At 69.0% G+C, this 15,610-nt stretch carries 15 protein-coding genes; 6 read left to right on the forward strand and 9 right to left on the reverse strand.

Features of this window, described 5'->3' with window-relative positions; translation table 11 throughout:
* Positions 1 to 36 precede the first annotated feature (36 nt).
* Complete coding sequence (locus QZ749_RS17715; protein WP_296949466.1) at positions 37 to 1,164, reverse strand: mechanosensitive ion channel family protein; 1,128 nt, start codon at positions 1,162 to 1,164, stop codon at positions 37 to 39.
* Positions 1,165 to 1,299: 135 nt separating this feature from the next.
* On the reverse strand, positions 1,300 to 3,687 hold the full coding sequence (locus QZ749_RS17720) for an ATP-binding protein (RefSeq protein ID WP_296949468.1): 2,388 nt from the start codon (positions 3,685 to 3,687) through the stop codon (positions 1,300 to 1,302).
* 196 nt (positions 3,688 to 3,883) lie between these two features.
* Between QZ749_RS17720 and QZ749_RS17725 the strand changes: the two genes are divergently transcribed.
* Entirely contained in the window at positions 3,884 to 4,747 is an 864-nt protein-coding gene (locus QZ749_RS17725) for a phytanoyl-CoA dioxygenase family protein (RefSeq protein ID WP_296949470.1), read from the forward strand.
* 57 nt (positions 4,748 to 4,804) lie between these two features.
* Here QZ749_RS17725 and QZ749_RS17730 read toward each other — a convergent pair whose 3' ends face one another.
* From QZ749_RS17730 to QZ749_RS17745, 4 genes are all read right to left on the reverse strand, one after another.
* Positions 4,805 to 5,005, reverse strand: a complete 201-nt coding sequence (locus tag QZ749_RS17730; protein ID WP_296949471.1) for a hypothetical protein — start codon at positions 5,003 to 5,005, stop codon at positions 4,805 to 4,807.
* Between the two features lie 65 nt (positions 5,006 to 5,070).
* The gene (locus QZ749_RS17735; protein WP_296949473.1) at positions 5,071 to 5,352 is read right to left on the reverse strand and encodes a DUF5985 family protein; all 282 of its coding nucleotides are present in this window, start codon (positions 5,350 to 5,352) and stop codon (positions 5,071 to 5,073) included.
* Between the two features lie 2 nt (positions 5,353 to 5,354).
* Positions 5,355 to 5,612 carry a DUF5985 family protein gene (locus QZ749_RS17740; protein ID WP_296949475.1) on the reverse strand — a complete coding sequence of 86 codons (258 nt, stop codon included), beginning with the start codon at positions 5,610 to 5,612 and terminating at the stop codon, positions 5,355 to 5,357.
* Positions 5,612 to 6,004, reverse strand: a complete 393-nt coding sequence (locus tag QZ749_RS17745) for a hypothetical protein (RefSeq protein WP_296949477.1) — start codon at positions 6,002 to 6,004, stop codon at positions 5,612 to 5,614. The genes QZ749_RS17740 and QZ749_RS17745 overlap by 1 nt, the downstream gene beginning before the upstream one ends.
* Before the next feature lie 191 nt (positions 6,005 to 6,195).
* On the opposite strand from QZ749_RS17745, the gene QZ749_RS17750 reads away from it, so the two are divergent.
* The 3 genes from QZ749_RS17750 to QZ749_RS17760 all read left to right on the forward strand — a co-directional run bounded on the left by QZ749_RS17750 (position 6,196) and on the right by QZ749_RS17760 (position 9,565).
* Positions 6,196 to 7,092, forward strand: coding sequence for a DNA/RNA non-specific endonuclease (locus tag QZ749_RS17750; protein WP_296949479.1), 897 nt, complete (start codon positions 6,196 to 6,198; stop codon positions 7,090 to 7,092).
* 39 nt (positions 7,093 to 7,131) lie between these two features.
* Positions 7,132 to 7,392: a hypothetical protein gene (locus QZ749_RS17755; protein WP_296949480.1), complete on the forward strand. Its 261-nt coding sequence runs from the start codon at positions 7,132 to 7,134 to the stop codon at positions 7,390 to 7,392.
* A 427-nt stretch (positions 7,393 to 7,819) separates the two neighbouring features.
* A complete protein-coding gene (locus tag QZ749_RS17760) occupies positions 7,820 to 9,565 on the forward strand; it encodes a general stress protein (protein ID WP_296949482.1) in 1,746 nt (581 codons plus the stop codon).
* Between the two features lie 146 nt (positions 9,566 to 9,711).
* Here the strand turns inward: QZ749_RS17760 and QZ749_RS17765 are convergent, their stop codons facing one another.
* The 3 genes from QZ749_RS17765 to QZ749_RS17775 all read right to left on the reverse strand — a co-directional run bounded on the left by QZ749_RS17765 (position 9,712) and on the right by QZ749_RS17775 (position 14,318).
* Positions 9,712 to 12,549 (reverse strand): pitrilysin family protein, encoded by a 2,838-nt coding sequence (locus QZ749_RS17765; RefSeq protein ID WP_296949483.1) that lies wholly within the window; start codon positions 12,547 to 12,549, stop codon positions 9,712 to 9,714.
* Between the two features lie 170 nt (positions 12,550 to 12,719).
* Positions 12,720 to 13,628 carry a sensor domain-containing diguanylate cyclase gene (locus QZ749_RS17770; protein WP_296949724.1) on the reverse strand — a complete coding sequence of 303 codons (909 nt, stop codon included), beginning with the start codon at positions 13,626 to 13,628 and terminating at the stop codon, positions 12,720 to 12,722.
* A 219-nt stretch (positions 13,629 to 13,847) separates the two neighbouring features.
* Positions 13,848 to 14,318, reverse strand: coding sequence for a hypothetical protein (locus QZ749_RS17775; RefSeq protein ID WP_296949484.1), 471 nt, complete (start codon positions 14,316 to 14,318; stop codon positions 13,848 to 13,850).
* 181 nt (positions 14,319 to 14,499) lie between these two features.
* Between QZ749_RS17775 and queE the strand changes: the two genes are divergently transcribed.
* On the forward strand, positions 14,500 to 15,135 hold the full coding sequence (gene queE / locus QZ749_RS17780; RefSeq protein WP_296949485.1) for a 7-carboxy-7-deazaguanine synthase: 636 nt from the start codon (positions 14,500 to 14,502) through the stop codon (positions 15,133 to 15,135).
* Between the two features lie 12 nt (positions 15,136 to 15,147).
* Entirely contained in the window at positions 15,148 to 15,594 is a 447-nt protein-coding gene (gene queD / locus QZ749_RS17785; protein ID WP_296949488.1) for a 6-carboxytetrahydropterin synthase QueD, read from the forward strand.
* The last annotated feature ends 16 nt before the right edge of the window (positions 15,595 to 15,610 follow it).

Genomic DNA, 15,610 nt, shown 5'->3' on the forward strand with positions numbered 1-15,610 from the left:
ACCATGGTGGTGCCGTAGGAGGATTCTTGCGACCTCTCAGTGCACGGCGGTGCCCGACGGCGGTGCACCGTCGCGCCGCGCGTGGGCAAAGCTGGCCAGCGCCGGATCGTCCAGGCGCACGATCGACATCGGATGGGCGAACGCGATCTGCTCCTGCTGGAAGCGGCGGTAGATTTCCAGGAAGATGGCCTGCTGGGCGTCCATGTGCAGCCGGTAGTCGGGGCTGCGGAAGTGATACACCACCTCGAAATTCAGCGACCATTCGCCCCACTGGAACAGGTGCGCGCGCTCGAAGTCGACGTCCGGCTTGGTCGTGATCACCTCGCGGATGATCTGCGGGATCCGGCACAGCAATTCCTCGCTCGTGCCGTAGGCGATGCGCAGCACGAAGGCGACGCGGCGCGTCTGCATGCGCTTGTGGTTGTGGATCCGGCTCTTGAGCAGCTCGCCGTTGGAAAACACCACCTGCTCCCCGCCCAGGCCGCGCAGCCGCGTGGTCTTCAGGCCGATGTGCTCGACCGAGCCCAGCACGTCGCCGACGATGATGAAGTCGCCGACCTCGAACGGCTTGTCGAGCATGATCGAGAGCGAGGCGAACAGGTCGCCCAGGATGTTCTGCGTGGCCAGCGCGACGGCAACGCCGCCGATGCCCAGGCTGGCCACCAGCGTGGTGATGTTGATCCCGAAGTTATCCAGGATCATCAGCGTGACGATCGCCCACAATACCAGGCGCGAGATGAAACACAGCACGCTGCTCGACGCGCGCCGCTCGCCGTCCGTGGTGTGGCCGAAGCGGTACTGGTCGCGCCAGGCGCGCAGGCCGGTGTCGGCCCAGATCGCGGCCTGCAGAAGCAGGGCGGCGACGCCGATGCGCATCACCACGCGTTCCTGGCGCGCCGTCAGGTCGAGGAAGGTGCTGCCGAGGTAGCAGGCGAAGGCCAGGATGAAGACCAGGTAGGTGCGCGACAGCATCGCGCCGGCGAAGTCGTCCAGCAGCACCGACGTGGGCGAGGCGCGCGCGGCCAGGCGGCGCAGCACGAGGCCGCGCAGGAACAGGATCGCCAGCGTGGCGGCCACGCCGACGCCGATGGCGACGGCCCAGTCGTCGAGGGAATTCCTGAGCAAGGTGAAGTGACGGGCTTCGGACAGGTACGGCAACCGCATCGGCAGACTCCAGGCATGGAACGATCCGGCTAGTTTGGCCGTGGCTGGCTGACCAGTGCGCACAGTTGACTTGCGGAATGATGCATCATGCATGGCCGGCCGGCGGGAGACGGGCCCGGCGCCGGGCCGCCGGCGTCAGGGCGGGGCAGGCCCGGCCCCGGGGCGCGCGGCCGTCACGCGCGCCAGCACGGCCTCGATCGCCGCCACCGTCGCCGGCTTGGTCAGGTGCTCGTCGAATCCCGCCGCCGCCGTGCGCGCGCGGTCGGCGCTGCCGCCCCAGCCCGTCAGGGCGACCAGGCGCACGTCGTTCCAGGCCGGATCGCGCCGGATCGCCTGCGCGACGTCGTAGCCGCTCATGCCCGGCATGCCGATGTCCAGGAACACCACCTGCGGGCGCAGCCCGGCCAGCATGCGCAGCGCCTGGCGGCCGTCGCCGGCGACCGGCGCCTCGTGGCCCATCAGGCCCAGCAGGGCCGACAACGTCTCGGCGGCGTCGCGGTTGTCGTCCACCACCAGCACGCGCAGGCCGGCAGCCTGCGCGTGCGCGGGCGCGCCGGCGGGCGCCGGCGCCGGTGTGGGGCCGGCCAGCGGCAGGCGCACCGTGAACACGCTGCCCAGGTTGGGGCCGGCGCTGGCCGCCGCGATCGTGCCGCCGTGCAGCTCGACCAGGCTGCGCACCAGCGACAGCCCGATGCCCAGCCCACCCGGCACGCCCTGGCCGTGGTGCTGGGCGACCTGGGTGAACATCGTGAACACGTCCTCCAGCGCGTCGGCCGGGATGCCGATGCCGTTGTCGGACACGGCGATCAGGACCTGGTCGCCGTCGCGCTCGGCCGCCAGCACGATGGCGCCGCCGCGCGGCGTGTACTTCGCCGCATTGTTCAGCAGGTTGCTGACCACCTGGGTCAGGCGCGTGGCGTCGGCATGCAGGACCAGGGGTTCGGGCGGCGGGCGCACGTCCAGGCGGTGGCGGCCGGCTTCGATGAGCGGCATGCTGGTGTCGACGGCGGCGGCCAGCACCTCGCCCAGGTCGATCCAGGCCGGCTTGAGCGCCACCTGGCCGCGCGTGATGCGGGCCACGTCGAGCAGGTCGTCGACCAGGTGCACCAGCTGGTCGAGCTGGCGGTCCATGATGTCGTGCACGCGCGCCACGGCGGCGGCGTCGGCGCCGGCACGGCGCAGCAGTTGCAGGCCGTTGCGGATCGGCGCCAGCGGATTGCGCAGCTCGTGCGCCAGCGTGGCCAGGAATTCGTTCTTGCGGCGGTCCTGCTCGGCCAGGTCGTCGGCCAGGCGGCGCAGGGTCGTCTCGGCATGGCGCCGCTGCGTGATGTCGGTAAACAGCACCACCACCTTGCGGCTGCCGGCCGGGCCCACCCGCGCCGCGTACACGTCGTACCAGCGGTTCAGCTGCGCCGCCTCGTTGACGAAATGCGCGGCCTCGCCGGTTTCGGCGACGCGGCCGTAGGTATCGAACCAGTGCTGCTCGTGCAGCGGCGCCAGGCTGCGGATGGTCTTGCCGATCACGTCGCCCAGGCCGGTCTGGCCGGCGAACGCCGGGTTGTATTCCAGGAAGCGGTAGTCGCAGGGCCGGCCGCCGGCGTCGTACAGCATCTCGATCACGCACACGCCGATGTCGAGGCTGTCGAACAGGGTGCGGTAGCGTTCCTCGCTCGCGCGCAGCAGTTCCTCGGCCTGCTTCTGGACGGTGGCGTCGACGATCACGCCGCGCATCACCGCGCGGCCATGGCTGTCCTCGCGCCTCCCGCGGCCGAGCACCCAGCGCCAACCACCGTCCGCGGTGCGCAGGCGGAAGGTGGCCGCGTACGGACTGCCGCTGGCGATCGCGTCGCGCAGCAGGGCGGTCGTGGGCGCCACGTCGTCCGGGTGCATGGCCGCCAGGAAGGCGTCCATGGGCGCGTCGGCGCCGTGTTCCGGCCCCAGCCCGTACAGTTCCAGCATGCGGGCGTCGGCCGTCACCCGGCCGCTGGCCAGGTCGAGGGTCCAGACCGCGGTGGCGGCCAGCGCGATCGTCGCCTCCAGGCGCGCGCGCGTCTCTTCCAGCGCGGCCTGCGCCCGGCGCCGCTCGGCGGCATTCGTATGGGCATCCAGGAAGAAGCGCGCCTTGGCGCGCAGGATGGCGGGCGATACCGGCGCGTGCAGCACCGCGAGCGCGCCCGCTTCATAGATCGCCTCCAGGGCGAACGGGGGAGCGGGCGGGACCCCGTGCACGAGGATCGGCGTCTCGGGCAGCAGGGCGCGCAGGCGCCGCACGCCGTCGAACAGCGCCTCGGGGTCGCCCGCGTAGCCGGCCAGGACCAGCGCGAAACCCGGCGCGCTGCCCCGGTCGCTGCGCTGGTCGATGCCCGCCATGCCGCTGGACGGCGCGGCATACGCCAGGGCTTGCGCGAGGCTGCGGGCGCGCACCAGTTCGCAGCCCAGTTCCGCCGCCACGGCGCCGATGGCGGGATCCGCCACCGGGCGCTCGCACAGCAACAGCACGCGGCCCCGTTCGTGCAGGCTCATGGATGGCGCCGCGCGCGGCGGTTCGGTGTCGGGTCGTAGGGGCGTGGAAAGGCCGCGCCGGCGGCCGAGGGCATTGTGCGCATGCGTCGTTGTCGTTATCGCTACGGGTCCGAATGTAGGTGCAGCGGGCGTGAAAGTCAATCGCGCACGCCTGCTGGGCGCCGGTACCGGCGGATTGGCGCTAGGATGCAGCGGCATGCAGACAGGAGGAGACGACATGGAGGACGACAAGCAAGGCGCACCGGAAGGGGTCATCGACGTGGCGGCCGTGATGGGCGCGCTGTACGGCGACGGCATCGTCGCCTGCCGCGGCGCGTTCGTGCCGGAATGGGTGGCGCGCCTGAAGGAAGACATCGAGATGCTGTTCCGCGAGGCGCGCGCCCGTCCGGGCGGGGCGCTCGAGCGCGGCCCGCAGCGCTACTACGTGGAGGTGCATCCGGAACGCCTGCGCGGCTTCGCCGAGCTGGCCAGCCACCCGTGGGTGGTGGCGGTGTGCCGCGCGGTGCTGGGTCCGGACTACAAGATCGTCGAGGCGGGCTTCGACATCCCGTTCCCGGGCGCGATGCACCAGCCCTGGCACCGCGACTTCGCGGCGCCGCCCGAGACGCTGGTGGGCCGGCGCCTGAACTCGCTGGCCTTCAACATCACGACCGTCGACGTGACGGAAGAGATCGGCCCCTTCGAGATCGCGCCGGGCACGCAGTGGGACGACCTGGGCGACGGCGACCCGATGTTCCCGCCCCGGGCGCTGTACCCGCGCTACGAGGCGCGCGCCCAGCGCAAGCTGCCGCAGGTCGGCGACATCTCGGCGCGCTCGGCCCTGGCGATCCACCGCGGCACCGCGAACCGCAGCACGCAATCGCGGCCCGTGTTCGTGCTGGGCGTGGATGCGCCGGACGCGCGCAACGCGGAAAAGCACGACCTGCAGGTCACGCAGGCGTACTGGGACGGCCTGCCGGACGTGGTGCGCGCGCACCTGCGCTGCCGGATCGTGCCGGCGCTCGAGACGATCGAGCAGGCGCACACGATCGAGGGGTTGAGGATGGGGCTGGACGGGTGAGGCCAGCGGCCGCGGCGCGCCGCCAGCGGCGGGCGCGCGGCCCGGGCGGCGGCAGGACTATGCCTTGCCGGGATCCTGCGGCGCCTGGCCGATGCGCCGTGCCAGGTCGGACTGCTGGTCGGCGTTGACCTCCTCGGCCACGTCGTAGCGGCCGTCGGCCGCATCGTCGGCCGGCAGCAGGCCGCCGGAGCGCTGCTCCTGGCCTGCGGGCGCGCGCTGTTCGTTGCCGTCATTCCTGGGTTGTCCGGGTGTCGCCATGGTCGTCCTCCTTGTGGTTGCGGGTGGGGCCGATTATGGCCGCGACGCCAGGGCGCGGGCGCACGCTAGCGCGCGCCGTCCTTGCGCGCGCCGCGCGCCGGCAGGTTCTTTTCCAGGATCGCCCACAGGATCAACCCGTACGCCAGCAGGCGCACCAGGTAGTGCCAGGGCGAGTCCTCGTGCTCGTCGTAGGTGAGGGCGGTAACGATGCGGTGCACGCCCTCGATGCCGAACGACAGCGCGAAATACAGGAAGAAGCGGTCGCGCGCGGAGCGCCAGAAGCGCAGGAAGAACAGGGCGATGACGATCGAACCCATGGCGATCGCGCCGGTGATCAGGTTGGCCACGCTTACTCCTTTTCGTAGATCAGGCCGTACAGCAGCAGGAGCACCGACAGCAGGGCCGTGCCCTGGCGCACCGGCATCAGGTAGACGTCCGGGAAGACCACCTTGTCCAGCACCAGGAACACGTTGTTGACCGTCAGCGCGGCGAACGAGGCGCCGCTCCAGAACAGCAGGCGGTGCCGCGTGCGCCGGTAGCTGCCCAGCAGCAGCCAGGTGCAGGCGAGCGAGGTCAGGGCGCACAGCGCGTAAATCATGGCCGCCATCAGGACTCCTTGCGCCATTTGAAGGCGTCGGCGAACTGCTGGGCCTTGCGGTCCAGCGAGGAATGGATGATCAGGGTGACTTCGACCAGGTGGGTCGCGTACAGGTCGGCGAGGCGGTCGATGCGCGCGCGCAGGCCGTCGTCGGCCGGCCGGTAGCGGAAGCCGTCGGCGTCCGGCGCGTCGCAGCGCACGGCCATGCCGGCCAGGCACAGTTCGGCCAGCAGGCCGTCGGCGGTCTTTTCGCGCACGTACAGCCGGCGCGCCAGGGCGTCCCGGCGCCAGCATTGCGCCGGATCGGCGCGCATCAGCAACAGGGCTTCCAGGAAGGGCACTGAAGGAATACTGGTCAGCACGAAGCGCCGGATGTCCTCGGGGATGGAGGGGTTGTCCATTGCTGATCTATGTTGGCACGAATACAAAAACGTCGAAGGTGCGATTCTATTACATTCCACGCAGAAATCACCTGGATTGTTCTCAACCGTGCGCGGTATGGCGATCGACGATGTGCTATCGATGAGATCCATGACGAATCGCAAGACCCGGTCGGATACAATGGCGGCCCGTTTGATCCAACCGATTCATCATGCTTCGTCAAAAACTTTCTGTCGTCCTCCTGCTCGCAGGGTTGTTCGCGCTGGGCGGCTGCCATGGCGAATCCGCCCAGCCCCAGGGGGCACCGTCCCGCGCGCAATCGCAGGCGCATGCGCAACAGCAGTCGCAACCGCGGTCGGAACAGCATGGCCGCCAGGCGGCGCCGGCGCCGCAGTCCTGCGCCGACCATTACGTCGGCGGCGATGCGCCGCAGATCGTCAACCCCAAGCTGGCGGTTGCCACCAGGGAACTCTGCTTCAACGTGTTTTCGGTGATGCACTCGGGCGTCACGCGCACGCCGCTGTGGTCCGCCGAGCACCTGGACGCGGACAACCTCGCCGCCGCCCAGGAACTCAAGCGCGACGATTCCTTCCACGCCGAGCAGCGCCTGCCGGCGGCGCAGCGCGCCGAACTGTCGGACTATGCGCGCAGCGGCTTCGACCGCGGCCACCTGGCGCCGAACGCCGACATGCCCGACCGCGCCAGCCAGCGCGACAGCTTCAGCCTGGCCAACATCGTCCCGCAGAACGGCGAGAACAACCGCAACCTGTGGGCCGGCATCGAGGGCGCCGTGCGCGGCATGGCCAAGCGCGAGGGCGAACTGTACGTCGTCACCGGTCCGGCCTTCCTCGGCACCAACCTGCAGAAGGTGGGCAACGTCCTGGTGCCGACGCACCTGTACAAACTGGTGTACAGTCCGCGCCAGAAGGCGGGCGCCGCCTGGTTCGTGGAGAACCAGCCGGACGCGAAGGCGAACGTGGTGCCCATCCCGGAACTGGAGCGCATCGTCGGCATCAACCTGCTGCCGGCCCTGAGCGACGCCGAGAAGGAGCGCGTGCTGCGCCTGCCGACCATCCGCGAGCGCAAGAAGAAGCGCGCGCGCGACTGAGTGCCCACCGACTGACCGACCCCATCGAAAGGATCCGCGATGAATGCCCACAAGAGCGCGTTTGCTCCCTACGAGAACGAAGCCGACGTCGTCCAGGTCGGCGACCTGATGCTGGAAAACCGCCTCGACCGCATTACCGTGTCGGGCGACGTCGACCTGACCGCCGACCGCCGCGGCCTGGAGGCGGCGCGGCTGCTGCACGCGCTGCTGGGCCAGGTGGTCGCCAGCCTGGAAGCGAAGGACCTGCCGGAGCGCCTGCCGCCGCCGCAGGTCACGACGGTCGACAATCCCTTCGCCTGAGCGGCGTTTCCCGCACCGCCTCCCGGCCGCGCCGTCCGTGCGCGGCCGCACCCTCGCGCCGCCGCGGCGCCCGTTTCCTGCCGTGTTTCAGTCCCGCTTAAGTCCCGATCAAGTCCCGCTTCCACCCCGCGGCATGCATGAATTGGCGTGGGTCAATGGTGCGCGGGGCGCTGCCGCTTTCGAGTAATCTTGACAACTCTAGCGTCGTGAGCGGGAGCGGCGGAACGGCATTGCATCCGCGCCATTCCATCGCCCCACACGACGTTCGCACCGCGAGACCGGCGCCGACTCCGCTCCTGCGGATCGGCGCAAGCACGGTACGAGGCGCGCCACGCTGCCGGGATCCTGCCGCAAGGCGGGGCAGCGTGGGGCGCTTCGATGAAGCCGGCGACCGCTCGTCACAATGACAGTCATTGGAGGATAGATCATGCAACATACGCTTGTAGCGGTTTTCGACAACCGGAGCGACGCCCAGAGCGCCGTCGACGAACTGCTGGCCTCGGGCTACGCGCGCACGGACGTCAACCTGTCCAGCGCCGACCCGACCGGCCAGACCAATAGCGTCACCGGCGCCAGCGAGAACGTCGAGGGTGTCCACGAGGAGGGCATCGGCGCCTCGATCAAGCATTTCTTCACCAGCCTGTTCGGCTCGGACACCGACGAGCACGCGATGCGCTACTCGGACGCCGTCACGCGCGGCCACCACGTGGTCACGCTGACCACCCATTCCGAACCGGAAGTCGAACGCGCAGCCGACATCATCGAGCGCTTCGGCCCGGTCGACATCGACGAGCGCCACGACCTGAGCGGCCCGGCCAGCACGCTGGGCGCGGCCACGCTGGGCACCGGCACGATGGCCGGCGCGATGAGCGCGAACACGGCCGGCATGCAGCAGTCGACGTCGATGTCGGCGCAGTCGGCATCGATGCAGTCGCAGTCCGGCGCCCTGGCCGGTGCCGGCGGCCTGAACCAGAGCACCGTCGACCAGCGCGCATCCACCGCGCCGGGCGCGCTGCAGAACGCCCAGTCGGCCTCGATGCAGCGCGACGAGGACGACCTGCCGTATCCTGCCAAGCAGGACCTGAACGACGACGTCCCGCGCGGCACCACCTACCAGGAAACCATGGGCTCCTCGCAGGCGACCGGCCTGGGCAGCGGCGCGCTGCAGGGCACGGCGTCGATGCAGGGCTCGAACGACATGTCGCTGGGCGGCACGGTGCAGACCGGCAATGCGCAACGCGACACCGGCATGTCGGGTTCCGGCCTGTCGGGCTCGTCGCTGTCCGGCTCCTCGTTGTCCGGTTCGATGCAGCGCGATACCGGCGCCAGCCTGTCGCGCGAACGCGTGCGCGTCTACTCGCGCCCGATGGAGAGCACGGCCGTCGATGCGGGCGGGCTGCGCACTTCCGCACTGGACGACGACGACTTCCGCAAGGACTGGGACAGCAATTATTCCAGCCTGGGCGGCAGCTACGACGATTACGCGCCGGCCTACCGCTACGGCAGCGAAGCGCGCAGCAAGTATTCGGGCCGCGACTGGGACGACGTCGAGGCCAACCTGCGCAGCGACTGGGACAGCCGCTACGGCACCGCGGGCGAGCCGTCGACCTGGGAGAAATTCAAGGCCGCCGTGCGCCGCGGCTGGGACAAGATCACCCCGGACAGCGACGACGATGCCTACCGCAGCGACTGGGACCGCAACTATTCCAGCCTGGGCGGCGCCTACGACGACTATGCGCCGGCCTACCGTTACGGCAGCGAGGCGCGCAGCAAGTACGCCGGCCGCAGCTGGGACGATGCCGAGAGCGACCTGCGCAGCGACTGGGACAGCCGCTACGCCACGTCCGGCGAACCGTCGACCTGGGAAAAGTTCAAGGCCGCCGTGCGCCATGGCTGGGACAAGATCACCCCGGACATGGACGACGACGATTACTACCGCTCGCACTGGACCAGCACCTACGGCAGCAGCGGCGACACCTACAACGCCTACCAGCCGGCCTACCGCTACGGCAACGAGATGCGCCGCGACGCCAGGTACACGGGGCGCAACTGGAACGACGTCGAGTCCGACCTGCGCACCGACTGGGACACCCGCTACGCCAGCAACGGCGTGTCGACCTGGGAGAAATTCAAGGCCGCCGTGCGTCATGGCTGGGATCGCATGACCGCCTGATCCGGCGCGTCCGGCCAGCGGCTGCATGACGAAAAACGCCGGCGCTTGCCGGCGTTTTTCATGGGGGCGCGTCGCCCGCGCACCGACCGTGACGCGTCACGGAAAGTGTCCGAGGCGCGCATCTCGTGCGCACCTCGGGGCGCGCATCATTTCGCGAAGACGGCCGCCGCCGGCGTGATCCTGACGGCGTCCGGGCGGATGCCCAGCTTCATCGCGCCGATCGCCTTGTCCTCGTCCAGCAGTTCCTGCGGCTTGGTCGCGTCATACGCGATCGGCGAGAAGGCGTCGCTGACCAGCTTGTCCTTCAGGCCCGCCGCGTCCTTGGTGATGACCACCACCGACAGGTTCTGCGCCGACAGGTGGCGCTTGATGGCCGCGTTGACGTCGGCCACGGTCAGCTTCGCCAGACCGTCGCGCATCATCGCCGTGAATTCCGGCGTGCGATACCAGCGGGCGTCGAGGGCGTAGCCCAGCTGCTGGTCCTGCGAGGCCGTCATCACGAACACGTTCTTCATCAGGTAGTCGCGGGTGGACACGAACTGGGCCTCGGTCAGCCCGTTGTCGACCAGCTTGCCCAGTTCCGCCAGCGCCACGCGCAACGCGAAGTGCGCGTTCTGCGGCGCCACCGGACGGATCCAGACTTCGAACAGCTGCGACTTGCGGCCCAGGTTCGGGCTCGGGAAGAACTGGAACATCCCGCGTGGGAACGCCTCGATGTAGGCGTAGTCGCCGTAGTTCATGCCGCGCACCTCGCGGATGCGCTGGTACAGCAAAGCGCTGGAGGCGCGGTGCTCGCCGAGCCACGTCTTGGCCAGCCACAGCGCGGCGAAGTCCGGATGCGCGCGGTTGACGGCGATCGGCAGGCCGAACGAGATCGCGGTGGCGCGGGTATTTTTCTCGACGATCTCGATTTCCAGGCCCTGCGGCATGCGGCCCTTGGGCGCGGCGACCTGCGCCAGGCCGGGGCCCGCCGGCAGTGCCGCCAGGCGCGCCTTCAGCTGGGCGACCATCGCCGGACTGGCGTCGCCGGCGATGCCGGCGTGCAGCGCGCCCTGCGTGTACGCCTGGCGGTAGAAGGCGCGCACGTCGTTCAGCGTGATCGCGTCGATGCCGGCGAGCGTGCCCAGCACCGGATGGCCGTAGGGCGTGCCGGCGAACACGTTGGCCTGCAGGCGTTCCTTGCCCAGTTCCTCCTCGTTGTTGTCCTTCAGGTCGAGCGTCAGCGCATTGCGCTGCGCATCCTTCAGGCGGCGGAAGTCGTCCTCGCGAAAGCCCGGGTCCAGCAGCTGGGGCAGGGCGATGTCGAGGAACTGGTCCCAGTTGTCGCGGTGGATGGTGCCGGTGAAGGTCGTCATCTCCTTGTCGGTCTGCTCGCCGAAGCTGCCGGCCACGGGGAACAGCGCCTTCGTGACCTCGTCGTACTTGCGCTCGACGGAGCCGGCGCGCGCGACCATCGCGGCGGTCAGCGCGGCCAGGCCTTCCTTGCCGGCCGGGTCCTGGGCCGAGCCGACGTCGAACTGCAGCTTGAAGCGCACCTGCGGCAGCGCGGTCTTCTGCACCAGCACGTCGAAGCGGGCGTCGCCGGCCTGCGGCGCCAGCTCGGCCAGGCGCGGCAGCGTCTCGATGCCGGCGGGCAGGGCGGCGTTCGACAGGGTGGTGACGACCATGCCGTCGTCGACCAGGTACTTGCGCGCGGCGGCCTGCAGGTCGGCCGGGGTCAGGCTGTCGACCAGGCGGTAGTAGCGGTTCAGGGTGCCATAGGAACGCTGGAAGTGCACGTAGGACGCCAGCGTCTGGGCGATGGCGTCGGTGTTGTCGAGCGAGCGCACCAGGCTGTACTTCTCGTTGGCCTGGGCGTCGCGCAGCACCTGCTGGCCGACCGGGGTGTCGCGCAGCTTCGCCACCGTCTCGAGGATGGCGTTGCGCACGTACAGGGCGTCCTCCGGCTTCTTGACGCGGGCGCCGATGGTGACCAGGGTCGGATCGACGCGGTTCGGGCTGGAATCGAACAGCTGGTCGACCTTCTGCTCGTCCTGCACCAGGCGCTTGTACAACGGCGAGGTACGGCCGAACGACAGCGACAGCAGCATCGACAGCGCGGCCTGGTCCTTCTGCGTGTCCGAGAACGCCGGCGCGCGGAAGGCGACGGTCACCAGCGGCAGCGTCGGCGTCGGCCAGGGGACGTGGCGGTACTGCGCGCCCTTCGGCGCCGGCTCGGCCGGCACCTTGACGTCGTAGCTGCCGCGCTTCCAGCCGCTCCAGTACTTCTCGACGAGGGCGACGGCGTGCTTCGGGTCGACGTCGCCGGCGATGATGATGGTGGTGCGCTCCGGACGGTACCAGCGGTCGAAGAACACCTTCGAATAGGCGTACTGGTTGGGCATGTCCTCGATGTCCTTGAGGAAGCCCATCGTCGTGTGCTTGTAGGTATGGGTGCCGAAGGCGGCGTCGCGCTGCACCTCGAACAGCTTCTGCATCGGGTTCGCGCTGTTCTTGTTGTACTCGCCCAGCACGGCGCGCGACTCGGTCTTGAACGCGGCCTCGGCATAATCCAGGTGCTGGAAGCGGTCGGCTTCGACCTTCAGCACCGTCTCCAGGTCCTGCTTGGCAAAGGTCGTGTAGTAATTGGTGAGGTCGTCGCTGGTGTAGGCGTTCTGGCGCGCGCCGGCCTTGGTGATGATGTCCTGGTATTTCTCGGGCGGATAGGCCTTGGTGCCGCGGAACATCATGTGCTCGAAGAAGTGCGCGAAGCCGGACTTGCCCGGCTCGACTTCATTGCGCGAACCGGTCTGGACGGGGATGGTGACCGATACCAGGTTCGGGAAGCCGGTCGGCACCACGATCACCTTCAGGCCGTTGGGCAATTGCTTCTCGGTCGCCTTGAACGGCAGGACATCCGACGACGCCTGGGCCGGCGCCGCGGTGGCCACCGGCACGGCCATCGACAGGCAGGCCAGCGCAACGAGCTTGGACAAATGGGACACGCGAACTCCTTGAAAAAGTACTAAGCGCAACAGCTTAATAGATTCCCAAGGAAAAAAACAGCATCCCAACCACCAACCCCGGGGTCAGAGCTAGGACCGCCAACGCCGGGGTCAGAGCCGGGGTCAGAGCCGGGCTCTGACCCCGGTTTGTGGCAGCGCAAATGGCTGGGTCAGGCCGGTTCGGAGAGCGGCAGGCTGATGCGGTTGCGGCCCATGTGCTTGGCGCGGTAGAGGGCGGCGTCGGCGGTGGCGACCAGTTCGCTGGCGCTGTTGTCGTGGCTGGCGATGGCCGTGGCGGCGCCGATCGATACGGTCACGTTGACGCCCGGCGCGCAGCGGTTCGGCACCTGCAGCTGCTCGACGCGCAGGCGGATGCGCTCGGCGACGCTGGCGGCGCCCTTGAGCGACTGGTTCGGCAGGATCACCGCGAATTCCTCGCCGCCGTAGCGGGCCACCAGGTCGTTGGCGCGCATCTCGCCCGCGACGGCGCCGGCGATGCGTTTCAGGCATTCGTCGCCGCCCAGGTGGCCGTTGGCGTCGTTGTAGGCCTTGAAGTTGTCGACGTCGACCATCAGCAGCGACAGCGGCTGGTGCTGGCGCAGGGCGCGCGCCCACTCGGCGTGCAGGGTGTCGTCGAAGCAGCGGCGGTTGGCCAGGCCGGTCAGGCCGTCGCGCGTGGCCAGTTGCTCGAGCGCGATCTGGGCCAGCTTTTCTTCCGTCATGTCGCGCAGCGTCTCGATCACGGCCGCCAGCCGCCCGCTGCCGTCGAAGATGGGACTGGCATCGGCCGCCAGGTAGCGGCGCCGGCCCACGCGCGGCATGTCGCACCAGGTCTCCGCCGACAGGTGGTGGACCGGACCGTGGAGCGGGTGGATGCCGCCGGTCCCGCCGCTGGCGCCGTCCTCGACCAGCATATCGGCCAGCGTGGCGCGCTGTTCCTCGTAGAAGCTGCGCCAGTGCTCGCGCGTGCCGAGCACCTCGGTGGCCGGCACGCCGGTCAGGCGCTCGCAGGCCCGGTTCCAGATCATCACGCGCGCCTGCGCATCGAGCACGAAGACCGGGATGGCCAGCATTTCCATCAGCTGGTGGGCGAGCGCGCGTTCGGAAACCGGATCGGTGCCGTGCGCCGCGAGCACGCCCGGGAGCGCATCGGTGATGTCGACGAGACTGCTGGTCATGGCCTTCCTTCGTCTATCCGTTGGTGATGTGCCGGTAAGCAATGATTGCTGACAGGAACGGATTGTGCGATACGGCCACGGGTGCGCTATTGATTTTTAGCAAGAATACTTGGCCCACCGTCACCCCGACCGGGCGTCGCAGACGGCCTGCACGACGCGGTCGACGCGGGCGCACAACAGTTCCATCCGCGCCGCCAGCACCGGGTTGTCGTGGGCGTTGCAGCGTTGTAATTCGAGCAGGTCGGCGCGGATCAGCGCCAGTTCGGCGCCGGGCTCGTCGTCGCGGCGGGCGCCGAGCCGGTCCATCAGCAGGTCGGACTCGGCCAGCGCCAGGTCCGCGTGGCTGCGCGCCTGGTGTTCGCGGCAGCGCGCCAGTTCGACGCGCGCGACCCGGTCTTCGCGCAACACCCGCCAGGCGAGCAGGCCGCACAAGCCGCCCATCCCCAGCAGGAGCGCCACCGCCAGCTGCAGGCGCGCCGGCCACGCCGGCCAGCTGCCGGCGCGCGCGAGCGGCCAGCCGGCGCCGGCCAGGGCAGCGAGGCCGGCCAGGGCGGCGCATGCCGCCAGGGTAGAGAGCAGGATGAGTCGCATGGAAGGGTCTCCCTTCGTGGCTTCCGACGTCGGATTAGGAAAAGTCCTCAACGAGAAAGTAAGACTTTCCGACTGGAACAATCTTGCTAATCATCAATGACAATGCCGATGGCGAAAACCGGCCGCTCTTCTGCTACCGTGCCGGGTCGCGCTATAATGGAAGGTTGACGAGAGGCTTAACGTGACTTACAGCATCAAAGAGATCTTCTATACCCTGCAGGGCGAGGGCGCGCACGCCGGCCGGCCGGCCGTGTTCTGCCGCTTTGCCGGCTGCAACCTGTGGACCGGCCGCGAGGAAGACCGGGCCAGCGCCACCTGCACCTTCTGCGACACCGATTTCGTCGGCACCGACGGCGAGCGCGGCGGCAAGTTCAAGGATCCGGCCAGCCTGGCCGCCGAGATCGACAGCCTGTGGCCGGCCAGCCATCCGGCCAGCAAATACGTCGTGTTCACCGGCGGCGAGCCGCTGCTGCAGCTGGACGCGCCGCTGATCGACGCCATGCACGCCGCCGGCTTCACCATCGCGATCGAGACCAACGGCACGCTGCCGGTACCGAGCGGCGTCGACTGGATCTGCGTCAGCCCGAAAATGGGTTCGAAGCTGGTCGTCGCCGGGGGCAGCGAGATCAAGGTCGTGATCCCGCAGGCGAACCAGGACCTGGCCGCCTACGAACACCTCGATTTCGCGCATTTCTACGTGCAGCCGATGGATGGCCCGCTGGCCGCGTTCAATACCAAGCTGGCCATCGATACCTGCCGCGCCAACCCGAAGTGGAAGCTCAGCCTCCAGACCCATAAACTCCTCCAGATTCCCTGAAAGGCAAGCTTCATGCTGACCATCACCCGCAAGCTCGAATTCGATGCCGGCCACCGCATCCCCGACCACAAGAGCCAGTGCCGCAACCTGCACGGCCACCGCTACACGCTGGAAATCACGCTGACCGGCGACGTCATCGACGTCGAGGGCAATTCCGACAACGGCATGATCATGGACTTTTCCGACATCAAGGCGCTGGCCAAGGAATTCCTGGTCGACGTCTGGGATCATGCCTTCCTCGTGTACGAAAAGGACGACAAGGTGCGCGAGTTCCTGTCCAGCCTGCCTGGCCACAAGACCGTCGTGATCGACCGCATCCCGACCGTGGAGAACCTGGCGCAGGTCGCCTGGAACATCCTGAAGGCGGCCTACACCGACCGCTACGGCACCGGTCTGCGCCTGCAGAAGCTGGTCCTGCACGAAACCCCGAACTGCTGGGCAGAAATCACGGATGCCTGACGAGATCGCCGCCATC

The sequence above is a fragment of the uncultured Massilia sp. genome, from assembly GCF_913773735.1.
Lineage (GTDB): Bacteria > Pseudomonadota > Gammaproteobacteria > Burkholderiales > Burkholderiaceae_D > Telluria.

Coding starts and splice junctions, on each gene's coding strand:
- QZ749_RS17730 (WP_296949471.1), bottom strand. CDS start 5,005: ATGGCGACACCCGGACAACCCAGGAATGACGGCAACGAACAGCGCGCG.
- QZ749_RS17760 (WP_296949482.1), top strand. CDS start 7,820: ATGCAACATACGCTTGTAGCGGTTTTCGACAACCGGAGCGACGCCCAG.
- QZ749_RS17745 (WP_296949477.1), bottom strand. CDS start 6,004: ATGGACAACCCCTCCATCCCCGAGGACATCCGGCGCTTCGTGCTGACC.
- QZ749_RS17775 (WP_296949484.1), bottom strand. CDS start 14,318: ATGCGACTCATCCTGCTCTCTACCCTGGCGGCATGCGCCGCCCTGGCC.
- QZ749_RS17770 (WP_296949724.1), bottom strand. CDS start 13,628: ATGGAAATGCTGGCCATCCCGGTCTTCGTGCTCGATGCGCAGGCGCGC.
- QZ749_RS17740 (WP_296949475.1), bottom strand. CDS start 5,612: ATGGCGGCCATGATTTACGCGCTGTGCGCCCTGACCTCGCTCGCCTGC.
- QZ749_RS17755 (WP_296949480.1), top strand. CDS start 7,132: ATGAATGCCCACAAGAGCGCGTTTGCTCCCTACGAGAACGAAGCCGAC.
- QZ749_RS17725 (WP_296949470.1), top strand. CDS start 3,884: ATGCAGACAGGAGGAGACGACATGGAGGACGACAAGCAAGGCGCACCG.
- queD (WP_296949488.1), top strand. CDS start 15,148: ATGCTGACCATCACCCGCAAGCTCGAATTCGATGCCGGCCACCGCATC.
- QZ749_RS17720 (WP_296949468.1), bottom strand. CDS start 3,687: ATGAGCCTGCACGAACGGGGCCGCGTGCTGTTGCTGTGCGAGCGCCCG.
- QZ749_RS17715 (WP_296949466.1), bottom strand. CDS start 1,164: ATGCGGTTGCCGTACCTGTCCGAAGCCCGTCACTTCACCTTGCTCAGG.
- QZ749_RS17750 (WP_296949479.1), top strand. CDS start 6,196: ATGCTTCGTCAAAAACTTTCTGTCGTCCTCCTGCTCGCAGGGTTGTTC.